At 60.5% G+C, this 20021-nt stretch carries 25 protein-coding genes; 7 read left to right on the top strand and 18 right to left on the bottom strand.

Going from position 1 to position 20021, the window contains the following annotated elements:
• Positions 1–104: 104 nt before the first annotated feature.
• The 8 genes from ACF8MI_RS15480 to ACF8MI_RS15445 all read right to left on the bottom strand — a co-directional run bounded on the left by ACF8MI_RS15480 (position 105) and on the right by ACF8MI_RS15445 (position 8021).
• A complete protein-coding gene (locus ACF8MI_RS15480) occupies positions 105–827 on the bottom strand; it encodes a hypothetical protein (RefSeq protein ID WP_060501652.1) in 723 nt (240 codons plus the stop codon).
• Between the two features lie 73 nt (positions 828–900).
• Entirely contained in the window at positions 901–1680 is a 780-nt protein-coding gene (locus ACF8MI_RS15475) for a transglutaminase family protein (protein WP_200928523.1), read from the bottom strand.
• The gene (locus ACF8MI_RS15470) at positions 1677–2627 is read right to left on the bottom strand and encodes an alpha-E domain-containing protein (protein WP_060501655.1); all 951 of its coding nucleotides are present in this window, start codon (positions 2625–2627) and stop codon (positions 1677–1679) included. Before ACF8MI_RS15470 ends, ACF8MI_RS15475 begins: the two co-directional genes overlap by 4 nt.
• Before the next feature lie 3 nt (positions 2628–2630).
• Positions 2631–4040: a circularly permuted type 2 ATP-grasp protein gene (locus ACF8MI_RS15465; protein ID WP_060501657.1), complete on the bottom strand. Its 1410-nt coding sequence runs from the start codon at positions 4038–4040 to the stop codon at positions 2631–2633.
• A gap of 372 nt (positions 4041–4412) precedes the next feature.
• Positions 4413–5342: a LysR family transcriptional regulator gene (locus ACF8MI_RS15460; protein WP_200928522.1), complete on the bottom strand. Its 930-nt coding sequence runs from the start codon at positions 5340–5342 to the stop codon at positions 4413–4415.
• Between the two features lie 98 nt (positions 5343–5440).
• Positions 5441–5950, bottom strand: coding sequence for a flavin reductase family protein (locus ACF8MI_RS15455; protein ID WP_060501662.1), 510 nt, complete (start codon positions 5948–5950; stop codon positions 5441–5443).
• Between the two features lie 25 nt (positions 5951–5975).
• Positions 5976–7010: a methionine synthase gene (locus ACF8MI_RS15450; RefSeq protein WP_060501664.1), complete on the bottom strand. Its 1035-nt coding sequence runs from the start codon at positions 7008–7010 to the stop codon at positions 5976–5978.
• A 27-nt stretch (positions 7011–7037) separates the two neighbouring features.
• Positions 7038–8021, bottom strand: a complete 984-nt coding sequence (locus tag ACF8MI_RS15445; protein ID WP_200928521.1) for a DUF1852 domain-containing protein — start codon at positions 8019–8021, stop codon at positions 7038–7040.
• A 491-nt stretch (positions 8022–8512) separates the two neighbouring features.
• Here ACF8MI_RS15445 and ACF8MI_RS15440 point away from each other — a divergent pair, with 491 nt between their 5' ends.
• The 6 genes from ACF8MI_RS15440 (at position 8513) to ACF8MI_RS15415 (ending at position 11754) form a co-directional block, all read left to right on the top strand.
• The gene (locus ACF8MI_RS15440; protein ID WP_177337144.1) at positions 8513–8653 is read left to right on the top strand and encodes a hypothetical protein; all 141 of its coding nucleotides are present in this window, start codon (positions 8513–8515) and stop codon (positions 8651–8653) included.
• A 329-nt stretch (positions 8654–8982) separates the two neighbouring features.
• Complete coding sequence (locus tag ACF8MI_RS15435) at positions 8983–9273, top strand: hypothetical protein (protein ID WP_060501668.1); 291 nt, start codon at positions 8983–8985, stop codon at positions 9271–9273.
• Between the two features lie 177 nt (positions 9274–9450).
• Positions 9451–9951: a peroxiredoxin gene (locus ACF8MI_RS15430; protein WP_156866747.1), complete on the top strand. Its 501-nt coding sequence runs from the start codon at positions 9451–9453 to the stop codon at positions 9949–9951.
• A gap of 219 nt (positions 9952–10170) precedes the next feature.
• Positions 10171–10656 carry a GNAT family N-acetyltransferase gene (locus ACF8MI_RS15425; RefSeq protein WP_104834953.1) on the top strand — a complete coding sequence of 162 codons (486 nt, stop codon included), beginning with the start codon at positions 10171–10173 and terminating at the stop codon, positions 10654–10656.
• A gap of 69 nt (positions 10657–10725) precedes the next feature.
• Positions 10726–11301 carry an NAD(P)H-dependent oxidoreductase gene (locus tag ACF8MI_RS15420; protein ID WP_104834951.1) on the top strand — a complete coding sequence of 192 codons (576 nt, stop codon included), beginning with the start codon at positions 10726–10728 and terminating at the stop codon, positions 11299–11301.
• 72 nt (positions 11302–11373) lie between these two features.
• Positions 11374–11754: a MerR family transcriptional regulator gene (locus ACF8MI_RS15415; RefSeq protein ID WP_104834950.1), complete on the top strand. Its 381-nt coding sequence runs from the start codon at positions 11374–11376 to the stop codon at positions 11752–11754.
• 196 nt (positions 11755–11950) lie between these two features.
• Here ACF8MI_RS15415 and ACF8MI_RS15410 read toward each other — a convergent pair whose 3' ends face one another.
• The 3 genes from ACF8MI_RS15410 to ACF8MI_RS15400 all read right to left on the bottom strand — a co-directional run bounded on the left by ACF8MI_RS15410 (position 11951) and on the right by ACF8MI_RS15400 (position 13643).
• A complete protein-coding gene (locus ACF8MI_RS15410) occupies positions 11951–12310 on the bottom strand; it encodes a cupin domain-containing protein (protein ID WP_104834948.1) in 360 nt (119 codons plus the stop codon).
• Positions 12307–12915, bottom strand: coding sequence for a GNAT family N-acetyltransferase (locus ACF8MI_RS15405; RefSeq protein WP_156866746.1), 609 nt, complete (start codon positions 12913–12915; stop codon positions 12307–12309). The genes ACF8MI_RS15410 and ACF8MI_RS15405 overlap by 4 nt, the downstream gene beginning before the upstream one ends.
• A 314-nt stretch (positions 12916–13229) precedes the next feature.
• Positions 13230–13643, bottom strand: a complete 414-nt coding sequence (locus ACF8MI_RS15400) for an arsenate reductase ArsC (protein WP_164525239.1) — start codon at positions 13641–13643, stop codon at positions 13230–13232.
• Between ACF8MI_RS15400 and ACF8MI_RS15395 the strand changes: the two genes are divergently transcribed.
• Positions 13643–15202: a mechanosensitive ion channel family protein gene (locus ACF8MI_RS15395; protein ID WP_233458181.1), complete on the top strand. Its 1560-nt coding sequence runs from the start codon at positions 13643–13645 to the stop codon at positions 15200–15202. The two genes, ACF8MI_RS15400 and ACF8MI_RS15395, sit on opposite strands and share 1 nt — an antisense overlap.
• A gap of 36 nt (positions 15203–15238) precedes the next feature.
• On the opposite strand, the gene ACF8MI_RS15390 is transcribed toward ACF8MI_RS15395, so the two are convergent.
• From ACF8MI_RS15390 to ACF8MI_RS15360, 7 genes are all read right to left on the bottom strand, one after another.
• Positions 15239–15856 (bottom strand): LysE family translocator, encoded by a 618-nt coding sequence (locus ACF8MI_RS15390; protein ID WP_182408599.1) that lies wholly within the window; start codon positions 15854–15856, stop codon positions 15239–15241.
• A 69-nt stretch (positions 15857–15925) separates the two neighbouring features.
• Positions 15926–16558 (bottom strand): hypothetical protein, encoded by a 633-nt coding sequence (locus ACF8MI_RS15385; protein ID WP_060500027.1) that lies wholly within the window; start codon positions 16556–16558, stop codon positions 15926–15928.
• A gap of 125 nt (positions 16559–16683) precedes the next feature.
• Positions 16684–17493 (bottom strand): AraC family transcriptional regulator, encoded by an 810-nt coding sequence (locus tag ACF8MI_RS15380; protein ID WP_060500028.1) that lies wholly within the window; start codon positions 17491–17493, stop codon positions 16684–16686.
• A gap of 75 nt (positions 17494–17568) precedes the next feature.
• Complete coding sequence (locus ACF8MI_RS15375) at positions 17569–18036, bottom strand: DoxX family protein (RefSeq protein WP_060500029.1); 468 nt, start codon at positions 18034–18036, stop codon at positions 17569–17571.
• 9 nt (positions 18037–18045) lie between these two features.
• Positions 18046–18801 carry a DNA-binding domain-containing protein gene (locus ACF8MI_RS15370; protein ID WP_200928520.1) on the bottom strand — a complete coding sequence of 252 codons (756 nt, stop codon included), beginning with the start codon at positions 18799–18801 and terminating at the stop codon, positions 18046–18048.
• Positions 18798–19631 (bottom strand): DUF692 domain-containing protein, encoded by an 834-nt coding sequence (locus ACF8MI_RS15365; protein WP_060500031.1) that lies wholly within the window; start codon positions 19629–19631, stop codon positions 18798–18800. The genes ACF8MI_RS15370 and ACF8MI_RS15365 overlap by 4 nt, the downstream gene beginning before the upstream one ends.
• 16 nt (positions 19632–19647) lie before the next feature.
• Positions 19648–19932, bottom strand: coding sequence for a DUF2282 domain-containing protein (locus ACF8MI_RS15360; protein ID WP_060500032.1), 285 nt, complete (start codon positions 19930–19932; stop codon positions 19648–19650).
• Positions 19933–20021 lie beyond the last annotated feature (89 nt).

Below are 20021 nucleotides of genomic sequence, written 5' to 3'. Positions count from 1 at the left end.
CTTTGTGCTGAGGCTCACTGATGTGCTGCCAGTGCCGGCCCCTTCGCGGGCAAGCCCGCGAAGGGGCCGGTACAGGCACTAGAGGGTACGAATGGTTTGCTCAATCAGCTATAAGGCGGCGCAGGCAGCTCAGCCAACAACCGCTTCAACCCATCGCTCCATTGCCTACGAATCTGCTGGTAATACGCATCCTCACCGGTAATGCGTTTGCGTGTCATGCATTCCAGGCTGCCTTCGCGGTACACCAGCAAGTCCAGCGGCATGCCCACCGACAGGTTGCTGCGGATGGTGGAGTCGAACGAAATCAGGCCGCAACGCAACGCCTCATCGAGTGGCGTCTGGTATTGCAGGTTGCGGTCGAGAATAGGCCGCCCGTATTTGCTTTCGCCCAGTTGCAGGAACGGGGTGTCTGGCGTGGCCTGGAAGAAATTGCCCTGCGCGTAGACGTTGTAGATGGCCATGGGTGCGCCGGCTATCTGGCCACCGACAATGAATGAACTGCTCAGGTCGATGTCGCCCGTAAGTTTGCTGCGGTCACGGTTGACCACTTCGCGCAGGGTGTCGGCGACCAGCACCGTTGCATCGTAGAGCGTGCCAACGTTCAGCAGGTGAGGGCCGCTGCCCTGGCTGCGTTGCTGCAGCAGGTTCACCACCGACTGCGAGGTTGCCAGGTTGCCGGCGGTCTGCAGCACGATCAGCCGCTCGCCCGGCACGCTGAACACGAACAACTTGGCAAAGGTGGAGATCTGGTCGATGCCGGCGTTGGTGCGTGAATCGCTGATGAAGACAAGCCCGTCCTCAAGGTGCATGGCGACACAGTAAGTCATGCGGTTTCCCTGGTATTGGATATGGAGCGGTCTTGCCGCATCTGCGCGGCAAGACCGGCCTGCTGCAAACGTGTCACTGGCGGTGCACGTGAACGCTGGCCTGCATCGATTCGATACCGCCGCCGCGGCGTACGCCCCGGACCGGGCAGGCATCGAGGTAGTCCAGGCCAACCGCCAGCTTCAGGTGACGGTCTGGCCGCGTCAGGCGGTTGGTGATGTCGAAGCTGTACCAGGCGTCGTCGATCCAGGCTTCTGCCCAGGCGTGGCTGGCCAGGTGCTGCTCGTCCTCGGTGCACAGGTAGCCCGAAACGTAGCGTGCCGGCACCCCCAGGCTGCGGGCGCAGGCCAGGAAGGCGTGGGTGTGGTCCTGGCACACCCCGGCGCCGCCGTTGAATGCTTCGATCGCGGTGGTACCCACCGAAGTGGCCCCCGGGCGGTAGGGCATGTGCTCGGCCAAGCCTTGCATCAGCCCCGTCAGTGCCGCCCGGTCTCTGTGCTCGCCACATTGTCGGGTGGCGAAGGCCTTGAGCGCGTCATCGGCCTGGGTCAGGCGGCTGACACGCAGGAATGGCAGGGGAGACTGGCTTTCGGCCTCCTGCTCGCAGTCCGGGTCGATCTCTACTTGCCCGCTGGCAGTCAGCGCCAGGTGGCCGTGGGGTTTGTCCAGGGTCAGCACATGCAGGATGTTGCCGTACGGGTCGATCTGGCTTTTGACCTTGCAGGGCAGGCCCAGTTGCCATTCATTGATGCGTTGGCGTGCGCTGCTGCGCGGCGTCAGGCGCAGAAACTGGATGCTGTTGCTGACGTCGCTGGCATAGCTGTAGGTGGTGTCGTGGCGAATGGACAGTTTCATACAACCTCCAGGTAGGAGTGATGGACCGCCTGGCCCAGTTGGTTGATGCGGCCGATAAAATCGCTGAGCCAAGGGTGCAGGCCCGCTTCGAGGACTTCATCGATGGCGGTGTAGCGCAGGCGCGCGTTGAGTTCGGCCGCCATGCGCTGTGCGGCGCGCCCGGTACTGCCCGGCAGGCCGGCCAGGATCAGGTCCAGTTCCTCGATGCAGGCATGCAGCGAGCGTGGAACGTCCACCCGCAACAGCAGCAGCTCGGACACCGGCCGCGCGCTGGGGGCGGCGCGATAGATCTCGTTGAAGGCTTCATACGAGGTCAGCGCACGCAGCAAGGCGCTCCACTGGTAATAACCACGGGCGGAATCGTCGCTGACCTCTTCGGAGGTTTCGCCGAACATTTCATAGCGCGCATCGAGCAGGCGCAGGGTGTTGTCCGCGCGTTCCAGGAAGGTGCCCAGGCGGATGAAACTGTAGGCATCGTTGCGCATGATGGTGCCGGAGGTGGCGCCACGGAACAGGTGCGAGCGTTCCTTGACCCAGTCGCAGAACTGGCTGATGCCATAGCGGCCAAGGCCATTGCTGGCGATATTGCGCATCTCGATCCAGGTGGCGTTGATGTTTTCCCACATGTCGGCGGTGATGCGGCCACGCACTGCATGGGCATTGGTGCGGGCGGCCTGCAGGCAGCAATAGATGCTGCTGGGGTTGGTCGCGTCGAGGGCGAAGAAGTGCAGCATGCGCTCGGTGTCGAGCTCGGTGTGCCGGCGGATGTAGTCGTCCAGCGTGCCGGATGCCAGCAGCGACATCGCCAGCTCGGCATGGCCATCGCTGCGCCCGGCCTGGGGCATCAACGACAGCGAATAGCTGACCTCAAGCATGCGCGCGAGGTTTTCTGCACGCTCCAGGTAGCGCGACATCCAGTACAGGTCGGAAGCGGTTCGCGAAAGCATGGTTCAGTCCTCCACCACCCAGGTGTCCTTGGTACCGCCGCCTTGCGACGAGTTGACCACCAGAGAGCCTTCCTTCAGCGCCACGCGGGTCAGGCCGCCGGGCACCAGGCGGGTTTCACTGCCCGAAAGCACGAACGGGCGCAGGTCGATGTGGCGTGGTGCGATGCCGCTGTCGACAAAGGTCGGGCAGGTGGACAGGCACAAGGTGGGTTGCGCGATATAGGCGTGCGGGCGGGCTTTGATGCGCGCGCGGAAGTCTTCGATCTGGGCACTGGTCGATGCCGGCCCAACCAGCATGCCGTAGCCGCCGGAGCCCTGGGTTTCCTTGACCACCAGTTCAGGCAGGTGGGCCAGGACGTGGGACAGATCCGCAGGCTTGCGGCACTGCCAGGTGGGCACGTTGTTCAGGATCGGCTCTTCGCCCAGGTAGTAGCGGATCATGTCGTCGACATAGGGGTAGATCGACTTGTCGTCGGCTACGCCGGTGCCGACGGCGTTGGCCAGTACCACATTGCCGGCGCGGTACACCGAGATCAGCCCTGGTACACCGAGCATCGAGTCCGGGTTGAACGACAGCGGGTCGAGGTAGTCGTCGTCCAGGCGGCGGTAGATCACATCAACCTGCTGTGGGCCGGCGGTGGTGCGCATGTAGACATGCTCGTCACGCACGAACAGGTCGGCGCCTTCGACCAGCTCGATGCCCATTTCACGGGCCAGGAACGCATGCTCGAAATAGGCGCTGTTGAAACGGCCGGGGGTGAGCAGCACGGCCGTGGGGTTGTCCAGCGGGCTGGCGCTCTTGAGCGTGTCCAGCAGCAGGTTGGGGTAGTGGTCGATGGGGGCGATACGTTGGGCGGCAAACAGTTCGGGGAACAGGCGCATCATCATCTTGCGGTCTTCGAGCATGTAGCTGACGCCGCTGGGGGTGCGCAGGTTGTCTTCCAGCACGAAGTAGCTGCCATCGCCATCGCGCACCAGGTCGACACCGGCGATGTGGGCATACAGCCCGCGGTGCAGGTCCAGGCCCTGCATGGCGATCTGGTAGCCCTCGTTGGCCAGTACCTGCTCGGGCGGGATGATACCGGCCTTGAGGATGCGCTGGTCGTGGTAGATGTCCTGCAGGAACAGGTTAAGCGCCTGCACACGCTGGATACAGCCGCGCTCGACCGTGCGCCATTCGCTGGCGCGGATGCTGCGCGGGATGATATCGAAGGGGATCAGGCGCTCAGTGTCCTGGCTGTCGCCGTACAAGGTGAAGGTGATGCCGGCACGGTGGAACAACAAGTCCGCCTCACGTCGGCGCTGCTCCAGCAGCTCGAGCGGGGTGTTCGCCAGCCAGCGGGCGAACTCCTGATAATGCGGGCGGCAACTGCCGTTCGCTTCGTACATTTCATTGAAAAAAGCCCGGGACATACCCACTCCTTGCCGCCGTTGCCGGCAGCTTCATTGCGGTTCATCTGCGTTTTTCGGGGTGCTGCCTTGCTGGGGTCGGTGGGTGCCGTGTCTCGCGTGAGCCTCGGTTGCGATGGATTGCCTGTGCGGTGAGCACAACAAGCATTGCAATGAAGGTGCCGAAAACGCTGTGCAGCGGGGATGTTGAGGGGGAAACGCCGCGAAACACGGGATTTGGGCAGGTAATCCGTGGCAGTACGGGACGGTGTTTGCTGTAGCTACGAGTGAGCAACGCCGGGCCGACAGCCAGGCGTGCATCAAAAAAGGGCGCTTTGAACCCCGTTATCGATTTTGACCCGAATTGGGGCGTGGACTGCCAAGGACGCGCAGCTGTCAGAATACGGGCCCTGACGCCACGCTGACACCCGCCAGCGTGGTGAAGGAGATGTCCTTGGCGGTGAGCAGAAAATCGCTCACGTATGGCACTTCCAGCATGTCACTGCGCAGTGCGGCGTAGAGCCTGGCCTGCAAGCCCTGTTCGCCAAGGCGCTTGGCAGTTACATAGCCACGCGAGCTGTACTCATGCACTGCCCAGTTGGGCAGGCAGCAGACACCGCGCCCGGACGCTACCAGCTGCATCATCATCACGGTCAGTTCCGAGGTGCGTACCTGTGCCGGCTCGACGTCGGCCGGGTCGAGAAAGCGGCTGAAGATATCCAGGCGAGCGCGTTCGATCGGGTAGGTGATCAGCGTCTGGTGGGCGATATCGGAAGGTTCCAGGTAAGGCTTGTCGCGCAGGGCGTGGTGGTTGTCGATGGCCAGCAGTGCCTCATAACCGAACAACGGCACGTAGGTGATGCCCGGCAGTGTTACCGGGTCGGAAGTGACTACCAGGTCCAGGTCGCCGCGCTCCAGGGCTGGCAGTGGTGCGAAGGAAAAACCGGAGGCGAGGTCCAGTTCCACCTCTGGCCAGGCGCTGCGAAACTCATCCACTGAAGGCATCAGCCACTGGTAACAGCTGTGGCATTCGATGGCGATGTGCAGCCGCCCGGCCGAGCCCCCGGCCAGCTTGCCAAGGTCCCGTTCGGTACTGCGAATTTGCGGCAACACCTGGTCGGCCAGCTGCAACAGTTTCAGCCCCGCACTGGTGAAGCGCACCGGCCTGGATTTGCGCACGAACAGCGGCATGCCGATACGCTCCTCCATGTCGCGGAACTGGTGCGACAGGGCTGATTGGGTCAGGTGCAGGCGCTCGGCGGCCTCGTGCAGGCTGTCGGTTTCACGCAGCGCGTGGAGGGTTCGCAGGTGGCGTAAATCGATCATGGGTAAATTACGGACCAACTCGATGAACGTGGGTTCTCCTCACGCTCGAGCGGCCCTGGCAATCCCTTTCAGTAGGTTTCCGTTGGTGGGGCAGAGGCTCAAGCCGCGTTGTGCGCGGCGATGTTGCGGTATTGCCCCTTGAAATACAGCAGTGGCTGCGCATCAGCCGATGCCTGCTGGCTCAGTGCTTTAACTTCACCAATCACGATCAGGTGATCCCCGGCGGCGTGTTCGGCGTGAATTTCGCAATCAAGCCAGTGGATGCTGCCAGCAATGATCGGGTTACCCAGGGGCGATATCTGCCATTGCACGCCCTGCCATTTATCGGTGCCGCGCTGCGCAAAGCGGTTGGAAATGCCGACCTGTTCACCTGACAGGATGTTGACCATGAAGCGGCCAGCCTGGCGAATCTTCGGATAGCTGGCCGAACGGGATATCACGCTGAATGACACCAGCGCAGGGCTCATCGACACGCTGTAGAACGACTGGCAGGTGAAGCCGACCGGCTCACCGTCAATGTACGATGTAATCACCGTGATGCCGGATGCGAAGTGCCCAAGCGCCTGGCGAAAAATCGACGGCTCGATAGCCTTACCGGAAAGCAACATAGTAGGTCCTGTGGCTGCGTTTGCTTCAGCGTGCGTTGACGAGTTCCTGACGGACGATTGCCGCGCCTGCACTCAACGCCTTGAGCTTGCCGCTGGCTACCTGACGAGGCAGGGGTGCCATACCGCAATTGGTGCACGGGTAGAGTTTGTCGGCATCGACGAACTGCAGTGCCTTGCGCAGGGTGTCGGCAACCTGCTCCGGTGTTTCAATGACATGGCTGGCCACATCAATGGCGCCGACCATGACTTTCTTGCCGCGAATCAGCTCGATCAGGTCCATTGGAACATGCGAGTTATGGCATTCCAGCGAGATGATATCGATGCCGGACTGTTGCAGTTTGGGGAAGGCTTGCTCATATTGCCGCCACTCCGAGCCCAGGGTCTTTTTCCAGTCAGTATTGGCTTTGATACCATAGCCATAGCAGATGTGGACGGCTGTTTCGCACTTGAGGCCTTCAATGGCCCTTTCCAGCGTGGCCACGCCCCAGTCATTCACTTCGTCGAAGAAGACATTGAATGCCGGTTCGTCGAACTGAATGATGTCAACACCGGCCGCTTCCAGCTCCCTGGCTTCCTGATTGAGAATCTTGGCGAATTCCCAGGCCAGTTTCTCGCGGCTTTTATAGTGGCTGTCGTACAAGGTATCGATCATGGTCATGGGACCAGGCAGCGCCCACTTTATCGGCTGCGTGGTCTGTTGGCGCAAGAACTTGGCATCTTCGACAAACACGGGTTTCTGTCGGGCGACAGCACCCACCACGGTTGGCACGCTCGCGTCGTAACGATCGCGGATTCTAACGGTCTCGCGTCGCTCGAAATCAACACCACTCAGGTGCTCGATAAAGGTGGTGACGAAGTGCTGACGTGTTTGTTCACCATCACTGACAATGTCGATGCCGGCGTGTTGTTGTTCTTGCAAGGCCAGGCGCAGGGCATCCTGTTTGCCTTCGATAAGTTGCGCGTCCTGCAACTTCCACGGCGACCAGAGTGTTTCAGGTTGGGCAAGCCAGGACGGTTTAGGCAGGCTGCCGGCAGTGGACGTGGGGAGTAGCGTGTTCATGAGCGATGACCTTGTACTTTGAATGATTCAACGGGCGTATTGAGCGGACCATTGCTCAAGGGTGGCCTGATAGGGTTTGACAAAGTGCGCCTCGGCAAATTTGCCCTGTTCGATCGCCAGTCGGCTGCGCTCATCCCGATCGTAGACAATGCGCGTGAGCGAGTAGTCCTGATGCTTCAGGCTGGGCTGGTAGGCCTTGCCGGCTGCAGAGTTGGCATTGTAGATTTCGGGGCGGTAAATCTTCTGGAAGGTATCCATGGTGCTGATGGTGCTGATCAGCTCAAGGTTGGTGTAATCCGCGAGCAAGTCACCGGCAAAATAGAATGCCAACGGGGCAACACTGTCCGGTGGCATGAAATAGCGAACCTTCAAACCCATTTTCTTGAAGTATTCGTCCGTCAGCGAGTATTCATCCTGCTGGTATTCAGTGCCCAGTACAGGGTGCTGGTTTTCGGTGCGGTAGTAGGTTTTGCTGCTCGACACACTCAGGCAGATAACCGGCGGTTTGTTGAAATGCTGCTGGTACGTTTGCGAATTTACGAAGCACTTGAACAGGTTGCCGTGCAGCGCGCCAAAGTGCTCGGGCGTGCTGAAGGTTGACCGATGCTTGTTGTGCTCCAGCAGCAGTACACTGAAGTCGTAGTCGCGAACGTACGAGGAAAAGTTATTGCCTACCATGCCCTCGATGCGGGTATTGGTTGTGCGGTCGACAATATGGGTTTTCAGCATTTCTATCAACGGCAGGGTATTGCCGTGCTGTTCGGCTTCCAGGTTCATTTCCACCGAAATGATTTCCAGCTCGACGTGGTAGCGGTCATTGTCGGGGTTATCCCAATGCGCCAGGGCGTTGAAACGGTTGTCAATCATCGTCAAGGTGTTGCGCAGGTTTTCCTGGCGGTTCGCCCCCCGCGCCAAATTGGCGAAGTTGGTGGTGATGCGGGTGTTTTCGGCAGGGTGATAATGTTCGTCGAAGGCAATGCGCTTGACGCTAAACGTAGGTGCTGTATTCATGGTGAGCGGTGTCCTGATGCTTGAGGTCGAGCCTTCCAGTGCTGTCCAGTTGCACCTTCCGGGGCCTTCGCTCAACAAACTTTATGCTGATGCTTGATCAGGACGTAGTTTAAGCAGGGCGTCTACATGAAAGGTATTGAAGATAATTCACAGGTTTTTTAGCGTTGCTCATGATGTGTGCCATGGCCAGTACCAGGCGTGTGCCTGATGGACGCGCCGAGCGAGCCCTTGGATGACAGCCTGTACTGTAGATGAGCGCTCCTCGGGCCATGCCTGGTTCTCAAGCGCGCAGAAGGTATTTTGGGACTTGGCACGAAAATCTCATGTCAATCGAAAGCCATACTAATCTTTTGAATTTGCCACCACCCTTCATGGAAGAAGAATAAAAGGGGACTTACATGAGTTGTCTGATCTGCGCAGGGCAGGCTGAAACTGTCGAATGCGCCCACGGATGGGAAGCGCGGTGTTGTTCTCGATGTGGATGTTACCGAATGTCCCAAACGCTCATCCTGGCCATGATGGAGGAGGGGCAGATTTTCGATACTGCGCGAATGCGCGAATGGCTGAGGGCTCGGCGCGTTCAGGACGCTGTGCCTTCGATCGACCATCATCAGGCGATACTGGCCCGCTGAACAGGCGATGCGCCACATTCAGGGTGATATCATAATAATATTATTCGGCGCGTTGCGCAGACAAAGTTGCATCAGGACATCGCCCGGTTTAAAGAGTTCCTTGCGACAGGGAATAATTCTGCCTGTGCCTGTCGGGCCAGAGAATCGATTGAACAAGGGTTCTTTACCATGGTTAAATTGCGCCAGCTCAAACGCCTGGCAGCGCCTGAGCTTCGTGAGATACATGGACGGCTCGCAGTGAATCGTTAGACAAGCCTCGTGTTATTTCAACAGCGCAAAGGTTGCTGTGGCGTAAATTCACACACTTACTAAAGGGAATTAGGCATACCATGCTGTTTTCGAACGAGCGGGAAATCATTGGCAGCTACAAGATGCTGCCGACCAAAGACGCGGACGCCATTTACTCGCAGAAAAGCATGCTCCTCAAGGCTGCCAAGTTCCTCAAACTGGTGGGCTGGTTTTGCATCATCCTCGGGTTGCCCATGCTGTTCATGCTTGTACCCGGCATCATCATGATTGGGCTCGGTGTTTTCTTGTTGGTACGTGCCAACAAGAATATCAAGGTGATCGAGCAGGCAACCGAAGCGTATTGCGCTGAAATCGGTGTGGCGCCGGTCTGACGGGGTTGGGCCGCTAGCGTCATCAACACCCAAGCCGTAGTCTCCTGTTCGCGCAAGAGGCTGCGGCTTTTGCATTTCAGCTGCCAGGGATATCAAACCCGCACGGCAACCACGGACATTTCGACCAGACTGCGGCATCATGGCTTGCTCAATCATCACCTGATGCAGGAGACAACGATGATCAAAACTGGCGATCAACTGCCCGACGTTACCCTTTACGAATACAACAACGACGCTGGCATCTGCGCGATCGGCCCGAATGCCTTTTCTGTTCGCGAGCGCTGCAAGCAGAAAAAAGTGGTTATTTTCGGCTTGCCTGGCGCGTTCACGCCCACGTGCTCCGAACGCCACGTTCCGGGTTACGTAGCGCAGGCACAAGCATTGTTTGCGGCTGGCGTTGACGAAATTTTCTGCGTTTCGGTAAACGATGCCTTTGTCATGAATGCCTGGGGCAACAGCCTGCAGGTGGGCGATGCCGTGAAGATGATCGGCGATGGCAATGGCGACTTCAGCGATGCACTGGGCTTGATCCAGGACCTGTCGGCCCGCGGGCTGGGGCGCCGTTCGCTGCGTTATGCCATGGTGGTCGACGACCTGATCGTCCAGCACGTCGCGGTGGAAGCGCCTGGCAAGTTCGAGGTCAGTGACGCGGCGAGCGTGTTGGCTGCACTGCGCTAGGGGTGCGTGCCAGCCCCTTTTGACACCGCTCATGAATCATCCGATGATGCCCCTATGACGACTTGCAGCCGCGTGTACATGATGCGTCCCATGATGACCGCCTTGGGCGGGCCATAGGACGTTGCGCGCGTAAATCCTGACGTAACCCTAAGCCCCGCCACTAATGGTCGGGGCTTTTTCATGCTCCGGTCATGATCACCCATGACAAGGAGCGTGAACATGTTACAGATCCGTCCAGCCAGGTACAGCGACGCCGAGGCTGCTTTCACTATCAGGCTTCAGGCGATACGGCACCAGTGTATTACCGTCTACACGGCGGAACAGGTTCAAGCCTGGACGCAGGTGCCACTGACGGAGCAGTACAGGCTCAGCGTAGAGCGGTCTTACCACATTGCAGTGTGGGGCCAAGCGTCTGTAGCCACAGGGTACATCGATTTCCAGTCCGGAGAGCTGGGGGCCCTGTTTGTACTGCCAGCGTTCATGGGGCAGGGAATTGGCAGGGCTATGGTCCAGTATCTGGAGCGTCTGGCGCTTGAGGCCGGGCTTTGCGAGATTCATCTGGACGCGACCCCCAATGCCACTTCGTTCTACCGTCGATGTGGTTATCAGGGGGAGGCTGAAGGAATCTACACCTCGCCTTCAGGGCTTGAGCTGGCCTGCACACCCATGCACAAGCGATTGACTGGATGCGCATGGAAGGGATAAAGCCTGAGCAGTTGACTCTCCCGTTAGGGGCAGACTTTACCCTGCACGCTTCATGTTCAGGATGAAGTGATGATGAGCAAACGAGTACTTGTGGTGCTGGGGCACCCGTCAGGCGAGAGTTTCTGCGCAGCGCTGACCGAGAGTTATGTCGAGGCGGCCAGGAGTGCCGGCCACGATGTAAGGGTGTTACGGCTTGATGCGTTGAGCTTCGACCCGGTGCTGCGCAGCGGCTACCGGCAAGCGCAGCCACTGGAACCCGACCTGCTCAGGGCTCAGGCCGACATCACCTGGGCCGAGCACTTAGCCTTTATCTACCCCATTTGGTGGGGCGGTATCCCTGCATTGATGAAAGGCTTTTTCGACCGCGTGTTCTTGCCCGGTTTCGCGTTCCGCTATAGGGCGGGCAAGGCTTTCCCCGAGCAACTGCTCAAGGGCCGTACGGCGCATCTGCTGGTGACGATGGATACACCGCCGTGGTACTACCGCTGGGTGTATCGCATGCCTGGCCTTCACCAAGTGCGCAAGACCACGTTGCAGTTTTGCGGTATCAGGCCGCTGCGTACCCTGATGTTCGGGCCGCTGCTTGGCTCCAGCGCGCGGCGGCGCGGAGCCTGGCTCCAACAGGCACGAAAGCTCGCCGGCTGACCTGCGCCAATGAGGTTCCCGAACCGCTGGCGTCATGCAATGATGCGCCGCACCCTTATGAAAAGGACGTTCATGTACATCGGCAAAGCAGCCCAACTGTCGGGCACCACGGTCAAGACCATCCGCCACTATGAAGCGATTGGCCTGCTGCCGCCGCCCGAGCGCCAAGGGCAGTACCGCGTTTACAACCAGCAGAGTGTCGAACTGCTGACGTTCATCAAATGCGCGCAGCAGTTGGGTTTCAAACTGAAGGAACTGCAGGCGATTCTGCCGAGGCATCAGGGTGTTGATTTGCCGTGGGAGTTGGCGGGCAAGGCCATTGCCGACAAGAAACGCGAAGTGCTGAGGCAAATCACTGGGCTCCAACAGATATACGCAGGGCTCCAGGCGTTTGAAGCACGCCTTGAAGATGCCAAGTATCAGTGCGGGCTTGAGCCGCGAGTACGGACGTAGCCCGTGCCAGGCAACTCTATTTCCTGGACTGGCGGCATCAGCGTGAAAGGTGCGGCTCGCAAGTGACCGCTTTCAACCCAAGCAAACACTGAGAGGGAGAGGGCTGTTGTGGCCTGCCGAAATACATTCGAGCGCCGCCAGCAGGCAAGCATGCAAACTGTCCTTACGCTGCGCTCGATGAAACGTGACCCCGTGCCTAGTTCGTGGGCAAGAGGATCACGAAGTTCTTTTTCATGTCTTCCAGCACAGTCCATTTGCCCTTGGCGCCCGGTTCGATAATGAACGTGTCGCCAGCGGCCAGTGTGATGGGGGCGCAACCCTCGAGCTCGATGACGCAGCGTCCGCTCAGCACATGGCAGAACTCCCAAACCTTGTAGTCGATGCGCCACGCTCCGGTGCTGGCTTCCCATTCTCCGGAAATGCGACCTTGCTGTTCATCGTGATAGTACTTGGACGTCAGCGTATGAGGGGTGCCTTCCACAACCTCTTCAAAAAAGGGAAGGTCGCGCACCGGTTGAATGTCCAGTTCGCGGAACACGGTCAGTTTCTTGTTCATGGTTTTTTCTCGAGCACGTTGTGGTTAGGGCGATACATCAAATAGGCTTCACCGGTTACGCCCAGCATCGGGTGCGGAACGATCTGGCAAGTTTTAACAATTTGAAAACCGTGACGTTCATAGAAGCGGCGGGCACCGTGGTTTTCTGCATAATCGATCAGGCATAGCCCTTCCAGGCCAGCGTCCTCCGCGCGCTGCTGGGCATGGCGAAGAAACTGGGCGCCCAGCCCCTGGCTGCGCCAGGCCTCATCCAGGGCCAGGCTGGATATGTACAAGGTGTCGGGTATTTCCATGTCGGAATACGGCGCGAGGACCGGGTCTGTCTCGACAGGCCTGTCAGGAGGCTCGCGCAAGGCATAGCTGTGCATCATGCCGATGACGCGCCCTTCGTAAGTGGCCATCAGGCAGTTCTTGTACGAAAAGTCGCCCTGTTCCCTGGCATAGCGAGACGCACCGACACTCAGCAACGCTTCGCCAGGTGCGGCAAGTTTGCTCCAGATGTAATCGGCCATGCCTTCCGATGTCAGTTGAAAGAAGCGCGCAATATCCTGCGCGTCCGAGGCTTGAGCGGGTCTGAAGTCGATAGGCACGTACGGTGCTCCCATGGGATCGGGTGGTTAGTTTTCAAGGATTACGCCTTAGACAGGGGGCAGGGTAGGCGGGTTGAGCGGTTTGCATCATGCTCTGGGCGAACACCGTCAGTACCGCGTGCGACGCAGCACCATGCTCAAAGGCACATGGCCGTCTAATGACTCAGGCTTGGGAACGCGATCGTGCAGTTGCCGGAGGTGGTGAGAAGAGAAGCGGGCGACGCGTACTTCCATGGCGGTATGGCCGGATTCAGAGCGGGGGCGCTTCCGTATCGAGAACCTGAAGCAACGCGTCACTCGGTATCAGGGAATGCGCCTCGCACGCCTGCTCAACGCGTGCCGATGCGATCCAGCGCGTGCTGGAGTTGATCACGGTCAAGGTTGTCGAAAGGCAGTGCGAAGAAGGCGTCGCAGCGTGACGCGATGTGCGTCAACGTGGCTTGGAACGCCGCGTCTACCGCCGCTTCGTCACCCCGCACTTCGGACGGGTCTGCAAGCCCCCAATGCGCTTTCAGCGCGGGGCCGAAATACACCGGGCAGGCTTCGCCGGCAGCGTTGTCGCAGACGGTAATGACGATGTCCGGCGGGTTGCTTTCAAAGGCGTCGTTGCCCTTGCTGCTCAGGGCCTCGGTCGAAATACCGGCTTGCTGCAAGGTGCTCAGGCTGCGGGGCAGTACCTGCCCCCTGGGAAAGCTGCCGGAACTGACGGCCTCGAAGCCAGCCGGTGCCAGATGGTTGAACAGTGCTTCGGAAAGCTACTGATGGTGTGCCGGATGAACCCGCAGAGTTGCGTATCGCCAACCGCAGCATTTTCACCTTTCACGCCACGCTGCTGGGCGAAACCCCCGCTGCACGCGCGCAGCGGGCCTCATCGGTTATCGACGAGGCCTTGCGTGGTACCGACGAGCTGAAGGTCAGTGTCGACCCGATCGTCAATAGCCACCTGGTGCTGCTGGGCGGGCGCAGGGCCTTCATTGTCGCGCCCCAGGACCTGGGCGTAGAGGGCGGCGATACCCGTGAAGCGGCCGAGCAGGCAGCCGCTACGTTGCGCCAGGTAGTGGATGAGACCGGCGAAGCACGCAGCCTGCGCTTCCTGCTCAAGGCGCTAGGGTTTTCTGCCGTCGCCACACTGGTGTTCGTGGTGCTGATCAAGGGTGCCAACCTGGGCCGGCGCAAACTGCGCGGGCGCCTGCCGCAATTGATGCGTGAACGTGCCCGGCAGATCAAGGTGGGCCAGCTGCCGCTGTTCGACATGCAGTACGTGTACTTTCTGATCGACCGTTTGCTGCGCCTGATGTACTGGGCAATCGTGCTGCTGCTCAGCTACCAGTGGCTGAGCTTTGTGCTATCGCAGTTTCCTTTTACACGGCCGTGGGGTGAAAGCCTCAACGTGCACCTGCTCGATCTGCTGCGTTATCTGCTCGATGGCATTCTGCACGCCATTCCTGGCATCGCCGTGGCCGTCATGATTTTCTTCATCGCCCGGGGCATCAGTGGCTTCAGCCGGCGCATGCTGGAGCGCATGGCCCGCCCCGGTACGCTGAAATGGCTGACCGAGGAAACCCTGCAGCCCACCACGCGGCTGACGTCACTGGCGATCTGGCTGTTTGCCCTGGTGATGGCATACCCGTACCTGCCAGGCTCTGGCACCGATGCCTTCAAGGGCCTGTCGGTACTGCTCGGTTTGATGATTTCGCTGGGGGCTTCCAGCGTGGTCGGGCAGGCAGCGGCGGGGCTGATCCTGACGTATTCACGCACGCTGAAGGCGGGTGAATACGTGCGCGTGGGCGACAACGAAGGCACGGTGACTGAGGTCGGCATGTTCAACACCACCATCCGCACCGGCCTGGGCGAAGTGCTGACGTTGCCCAACTCGATGATTACCGGGTCGGTGACGCGCAACTATTCGCGGGTGGTGCAGGGGCCAGGTTACATCGTCGATACGGTTGTCACCATCGGCTACGACACGCCGTGGCGCCAGGTGGAAGCCATGCTGGTAGAAGCCGCTCACCGCACCGATGGCATACTGGAAAACCCCACGCCGCAGGTATTCCAGACCGGCCTTTCAGACTTCTACCCCGAGTACCGCCTGGTGGCCCAGGCAGTACCCCGCGCGCCAAGGCCGCGTGCGGAGTTGCTGAGCCTGTTGCATGCCAACATCCAGGACGTGTTCAACGAGTATGGGGTGCAGATCATGTCGCCGCATTACCTGGGTGATCCGGCGCAGGACAAATGGGTACCGCGCGAGAAATGGTTCGCGGCGCCTGCACGAGCCCCATCGGCAAAGCTTGACCGGCAGTAGCTTTACAGGACGATGGGCGTGGGGCGCCAGTGACCTTTATCGGGCAAGCGCCAGGTGCGCGCCAAGCCCGACCAGCGCCGCCCCCATCGCCGCATCGATCGGCCGTCGCATGCCCGCGTAGATCAGGCGAACCCGTTGGGTCGAAAACATCAGGGCCAGCGTTGAAAACCACAGGAACGAAACCAGCGTCACCACCACGACAGCGCTGCCAAGTACCCAGACGGGAGCATGCTGAGGCAGTACGGTAATGAAAAAGCTGCCGAAGAACACAGCGGCCTTTGGGTTGGTCATCGACACCAGAAAGCCGACCCGAGGCGCTGGGGTAGTGGTATTGCTGGAGGTGGCGATCGCCAGCTCCTGATAGGGGCGGCGAGCACCGAGCAGCATCTTGGCGCCCAGGTAGAGCAGGTAGCACACCCCGACCACGCGGATGGCGTCGTACAGCCAGGCCAGTTTGGTGAGCAGCACGCCCAGGCCAATGACCGCCATCACGGCCCAGACGCAGATGCCCAAGGCGGTGCCCAGGGCAACTCCCAGGCCGCGCTTGCGGCTGATCAGCGCGTTGGAGGTGACGGCGATGAAGTCCGGCCCCGGGCTTATGCAGCCCAGCAGCATGACCGCAGCAATGGTCAAGAGTTGAGGTATGTAGTCCACGCGGTGGCCTCCTGTAAAGTCGATTGCATGTACACAGCCTGCGGCCTGGAAGCCGGGCAGTGCGGCCGATCAGTTGCCTATGTCGTAATGGACAGACAGCTGGCCCTTCTTTTCTTTGATCTTGAGCACTTTGACCGGGCCGATCTCGCCAGCGGATACAACATGCGTACCCCCGCAACCGTGCATGGGCAGCGTACCGAAAGACACCGTTCTCAGGCCGTTCTGGTCAAGCAGGTGGCGAGGTACGTCATCGTTGATCAGTTGATTGACGGCGTGCTCCAGCTGCTCAGCCGTCAGCGCCTCGGATTGCGGCTGGCGCTCTAACACCACACGGCACTCACCCGGCCAGTGGTGCCCCTTGACCGGCTGCCAGCCCAACAGCTGACCTACGCCAGAGATCAGGTGGCCAGCGGAGTGCAGACGGGCGTGCAAGCTGCGAACGTCAGGTGAGACAGCGATTTCGGCAGGGCCAAGTGGAACCGGGTGCTCAAGGACATGGATGACCTGGTTTTCATTCTGGCTTACGCCCTTGACCGGTATGCCAGCGATGACACCCTGATCGGCCAGTTGCCCACCGCCTTGTGGGTGGAACAGCGTTTCCTCCAGCACCACCTGGAACTTGCCGTCATCCGTTGGCGTGCAGCTCAGCACGTCTGTGCGCAGGGTGAGTTCATCGCTTGTGTAATACGCGCGCAGTGTCATCAATGGCTCCTTGACCGTTTCTATCAGTACGGGGCGGGGACAATGCGGTGTCCGGCCCGGTGCCCAAGGTTAAGAAGCCTGTGCGAGACGCGCTTGTATAAAATTGAGTGATCTGGAAGGGGGCGTCAGTACAGCGAGGGTGCCACGCCAAACGCCTGCTTGAAGGCCCGGTTGAAATGGCTTTGATCGTAAAAGCCGACTTCCTGAGCAACCTTGGTCAGCTCCCACTGTGTGTGGCTGAGCAGTTCGCAGGCGCGCTCCAGGCGCAGGCGAACCAGCCACGCATGGGGCGTCATGCCCACGGTCTGCTTGAACATTTTCAGGAACTGGAAGCGCTCAAGGCCACACAACGCAGCCAGTTCCAGCAAGGTGATCTTGTCTGCCAGGTGAGCGTTGCAGTGCTCTGTCACCCTGCGCCATTGCAGCGGTGAGAGGGTGCCTTTGAGGAACTGCTGCTTGACCATGCGGGTTTCGCTGAACAAGCGGCCCAGCAATGTCAGCCATTGCGACTCGACGAACAAGGGCGACGCGGGCATGCCCTGTGCCAGCGTGCTGTGTAAGTGCGCCAGTTCCATGGACAGCCCAGGGTCTTGCAACAGCGCGCCGCCAAGCGCAGAAAACCGGTCGTGCCCGGTCAGCTCCTCGGTGACATCCTTGAGCAGGGCGGCCGAAACGCGAAAGGTCTTGAGGGTGTAGGACGCGGTATCGGCACTGACACCGTCATGGATTTCGCAGGGCGGCATCAATTGAATGGTGCCGGGGGTAAGCAGCACGGATTCGCCGTTCAGCCCTTGGCGCTGCACACCCTCGGTAATCAGGCCTACGTGGTAGTCGAGGTGATAATGGCGATCAAAGCGAAAGCTGGAAAACCGCCCCTCGCTCAGCACCAGGCCGGGGATTTCGCTATTGCGCTTGTAGTCAACATGGTCTGCCACCAGCCCCTCCCGAACTGCCTTCGTCTGCCAAGCCATCGCAAAACCGAGGCGCGAGCCTGATTTTACAACGGCGGGTCATCTCACGCCCAGCAGCCGATCAAGCGACAACGCACCGGCTCCCCGCCCGATCAACAACAGCAGCAAGCCGGCCCAGGACAAGTGCGTTGGCCAGGCATCGGGGTAGACAAACACTTCGATCACCGTGGTCATGCCCAGCAAGGCGAAGGCCGAAAGGCGCGTATACAGGCCCAGTACCAGCAACAGCGGGAACAGGTGCTCTGCATAGGCGGCCAGGTGGGCCGCCAGCCAGGGGGACACCAGCGGCAGTGCATATTCGCTCTGGAACAGGTCATAGGTGCTGGGCGTGATGGTCAGCAAGCCTTCGACCTTGGTACGGCCGGACAGAAAGAAGATCGAGGCAATGGCAAGGCGTGCCACCAGGCATAACAGTGTGTCGCTCAACAGCAGGTGCAGCCGTTCGGCGAGGTGGTTCCAGCGTTGGCGCAGACCGTGGCCAGTGCGCGAAGTATGGGTGATGTCCATGGTGGTTCCTCAAGCGAAGGAAAGTGGACGAAACACCTGGGCGGCCAGCAGTCGACCGAGCAGGGCGGCGAAGTCCAGGTCGGGCTGAGCCTGCTGCGTAACCTGTGAGGCCTGCTCCAGCGTCAGGCCTTGGGCGCAGGCATCGAGCAATGCACAGCCCCCGATTTCCAGCGCTTGTTGTACGACACCTTCGTCAGTGCCGCTCAACAAAGCGCCTTCTGCGCGCCAGGGCTGGTCTTGCGGCCAGGCCAGGCCTTCACGGCTGTGGCGCCACAGGCTGAACGCCGGAGTTTGCGCGAACCAGTACCAGCGCACGCTGCTGCGCGGGGCCAGGTAGCTGCACGCCAGGTCCGTGGCGGTCATGCCGGCAAGGTCGGCCAGGTCAAGGCAGGGCTCGCGAAGGGCACTGAAGGCTTCGCACCAGGCGAAATCCAGGCGTGCCACATCGGCCAGGTACGGCAAGCGGTGATGGGCTTGCTGTTGTTCGAGAAAGTCGGCAAACGCCGCCCCGTAGCGGATCAGCCGCGGGTCGTCGGGGGGCGTGCATTGTGCGTAGGCTGCGGCAGCGTCCTGCATCCAGGCCGGGCCGACCAGTGCCTCGACGGCGGGGAAGTTGGCGCGAAGGGCGTCAACACAACCTGCCAGCACGGTGTTGCGATACACCGCAAACGCTGGCTGGCCAGTCAGTGCGGCCAATTGTGGGGCAGAGCGGTGATACAGCGCCTCGACAAAGGCGGTTTGAAACTGGCCAAGGGAAAGGTTCATGGTCGTGCTCCGGCCTGATCGAGCAGCGCCTGGGCGGTATTGCGTTCGGCTAGCAGTTCCGTGAAGGCGGGCACGTTGCCGTCACGCTCGATCAAGGTCGGGCGCGGGCCGATGCGTGCGATCACTTGCTGGTACAAGGCCCAGACCGGTGCGGCGATGGCCGCGTCATGGGAGTCGATCAGTAGCGTGCTCTGCGTGTCCTGGCTGTGGCCGGCCAAGTGTATTTCGCGGATTGCCCCTGCCGGGAACCGCTCAAGGTATCCGGCGGCGTCGAAGCCGAGGTTTTGGGCACTCACGTACACGTTGTTGACATCCAGCAACAATCCGCAGTCGGTCCTGCGCACCAGTTCATGCAGAAATTCGGTTTCATCCCAGTCGTGGCCATCCAGCTCCAGATAATGGCTGGGGTTTTCCAGCGAGAGGCTGCGCCCCAGCGCGTCCTGGGTACGAAGGATGTTGTCGCTGATACGGGCAAGGGCCTCGTTGCTGCGGGGGAAGGGCAGCAGGTCAGGGTGATACTGCCCGCCCCAGGTCGACCAGGCCAGGTGCTCCGACACCAAGGCCGGCTGCACCAGATCGACCAGCGCCCGCAGGCGACGCAGGTGCTGCGCATCGGGTACGGCATCGGCCGCCAGTGACAGCGCGACGCCGTGCAGTGACAGTGGATGGCGTTCGCCAATGCGCTGCAACCCGTCCAGCCGTGGGCCGCCGACCATGTAGTTTTCCGGGTGCACTTCAAACCACAGCCCGTTGGCCTGGCAAGCCCAGACTTCGGCAAAGTGCTCGGCCTTGAGCCCCAGGCCGGCGCCCATGCAGGTGATCCCGTTCATGATCGGCGGCCTCCGCTCACGACTTGATCGGAGACAGCGAGCCCATGCCATTGGGCGTCTTGATGGAGGTGCAGGTGCCAGCGGGTACGTTCTTCCAGTGCATGCCGTCGTAGTCCTTTTTCGCGCTGCCGGCGCAACTGGTGCCGGCGCCGGCCTTGCAGTCGTTCTTGCCGGCCATGGCAACGCCGTAGCATTTTTCCATGGCGGCGCCGGTTGCGTTGTTGGTCGCGTCAGCGGCCAGGGCGGCACCGGCCAGTGAGGCGAGTGCGAGGGCGGCGGTGGTGAGGGCGAGGGTTTTCATGATGTGTCTCCGGGAAGTGGGGCCGTGGCGATGTACCGGCGGCTCATGAACTAGTTCGCGGCTTTGGCGGATCGGGTTACAGGCGCTGG

Origin of the sequence: Pseudomonas sp. yb_9 (assembly GCF_043103635.1) — a bacterium.
GTDB classification, from domain to species: Bacteria; Pseudomonadota; Gammaproteobacteria; order Pseudomonadales; family Pseudomonadaceae; genus Aquipseudomonas; species Aquipseudomonas monteilii.
Note: the sequence above shows the minus strand (reverse complement) of the source record. Positions and strands in the feature narration are given on the sequence as shown.

What these genes read in the sequence shown, in the direction of transcription:
- ACF8MI_RS15480 (WP_060501652.1), bottom strand. Translation starts at nt 827, where the DNA reads ATGACTTACTGTGTCGCCATGCACCTTGAGGACGGGCTTGTCTTCATC.
- ACF8MI_RS15475 (WP_200928523.1), bottom strand. Translation starts at nt 1,680, where the DNA reads ATGAAACTGTCCATTCGCCACGACACCACCTACAGCTATGCCAGCGAC.
- ACF8MI_RS15470 (WP_060501655.1), bottom strand. Translation starts at nt 2,627, where the DNA reads ATGCTTTCGCGAACCGCTTCCGACCTGTACTGGATGTCGCGCTACCTG.
- ACF8MI_RS15465 (WP_060501657.1), bottom strand. Translation starts at nt 4,040, where the DNA reads ATGTCCCGGGCTTTTTTCAATGAAATGTACGAAGCGAACGGCAGTTGC.
- ACF8MI_RS15460 (WP_200928522.1), bottom strand. Translation starts at nt 5,342, where the DNA reads ATGATCGATTTACGCCACCTGCGAACCCTCCACGCGCTGCGTGAAACC.
- ACF8MI_RS15455 (WP_060501662.1), bottom strand. Translation starts at nt 5,950, where the DNA reads ATGTTGCTTTCCGGTAAGGCTATCGAGCCGTCGATTTTTCGCCAGGCG.
- ACF8MI_RS15450 (WP_060501664.1), bottom strand. Translation starts at nt 7,010, where the DNA reads ATGAACACGCTACTCCCCACGTCCACTGCCGGCAGCCTGCCTAAACCG.
- ACF8MI_RS15445 (WP_200928521.1), bottom strand. Translation starts at nt 8,021, where the DNA reads ATGAATACAGCACCTACGTTTAGCGTCAAGCGCATTGCCTTCGACGAA.
- ACF8MI_RS15440 (WP_177337144.1), top strand. Translation starts at nt 8,513, where the DNA reads ATGTCCCAAACGCTCATCCTGGCCATGATGGAGGAGGGGCAGATTTTC.
- ACF8MI_RS15435 (WP_060501668.1), top strand. Translation starts at nt 8,983, where the DNA reads ATGCTGTTTTCGAACGAGCGGGAAATCATTGGCAGCTACAAGATGCTG.
- ACF8MI_RS15430 (WP_156866747.1), top strand. Translation starts at nt 9,451, where the DNA reads ATGATCAAAACTGGCGATCAACTGCCCGACGTTACCCTTTACGAATAC.
- ACF8MI_RS15425 (WP_104834953.1), top strand. Translation starts at nt 10,171, where the DNA reads ATGTTACAGATCCGTCCAGCCAGGTACAGCGACGCCGAGGCTGCTTTC.
- ACF8MI_RS15420 (WP_104834951.1), top strand. Translation starts at nt 10,726, where the DNA reads ATGATGAGCAAACGAGTACTTGTGGTGCTGGGGCACCCGTCAGGCGAG.
- ACF8MI_RS15415 (WP_104834950.1), top strand. Translation starts at nt 11,374, where the DNA reads ATGTACATCGGCAAAGCAGCCCAACTGTCGGGCACCACGGTCAAGACC.
- ACF8MI_RS15410 (WP_104834948.1), bottom strand. Translation starts at nt 12,310, where the DNA reads ATGAACAAGAAACTGACCGTGTTCCGCGAACTGGACATTCAACCGGTG.
- ACF8MI_RS15405 (WP_156866746.1), bottom strand. Translation starts at nt 12,915, where the DNA reads ATGGGAGCACCGTACGTGCCTATCGACTTCAGACCCGCTCAAGCCTCG.
- ACF8MI_RS15385 (WP_060500027.1), bottom strand. Translation starts at nt 16,558, where the DNA reads ATGACACTGCGCGCGTATTACACAAGCGATGAACTCACCCTGCGCACA.
- ACF8MI_RS15375 (WP_060500029.1), bottom strand. Translation starts at nt 18,036, where the DNA reads ATGGACATCACCCATACTTCGCGCACTGGCCACGGTCTGCGCCAACGC.
- ACF8MI_RS15370 (WP_200928520.1), bottom strand. Translation starts at nt 18,801, where the DNA reads ATGAACCTTTCCCTTGGCCAGTTTCAAACCGCCTTTGTCGAGGCGCTG.
- ACF8MI_RS15365 (WP_060500031.1), bottom strand. Translation starts at nt 19,631, where the DNA reads ATGAACGGGATCACCTGCATGGGCGCCGGCCTGGGGCTCAAGGCCGAG.
- ACF8MI_RS15360 (WP_060500032.1), bottom strand. Translation starts at nt 19,932, where the DNA reads ATGAAAACCCTCGCCCTCACCACCGCCGCCCTCGCACTCGCCTCACTG.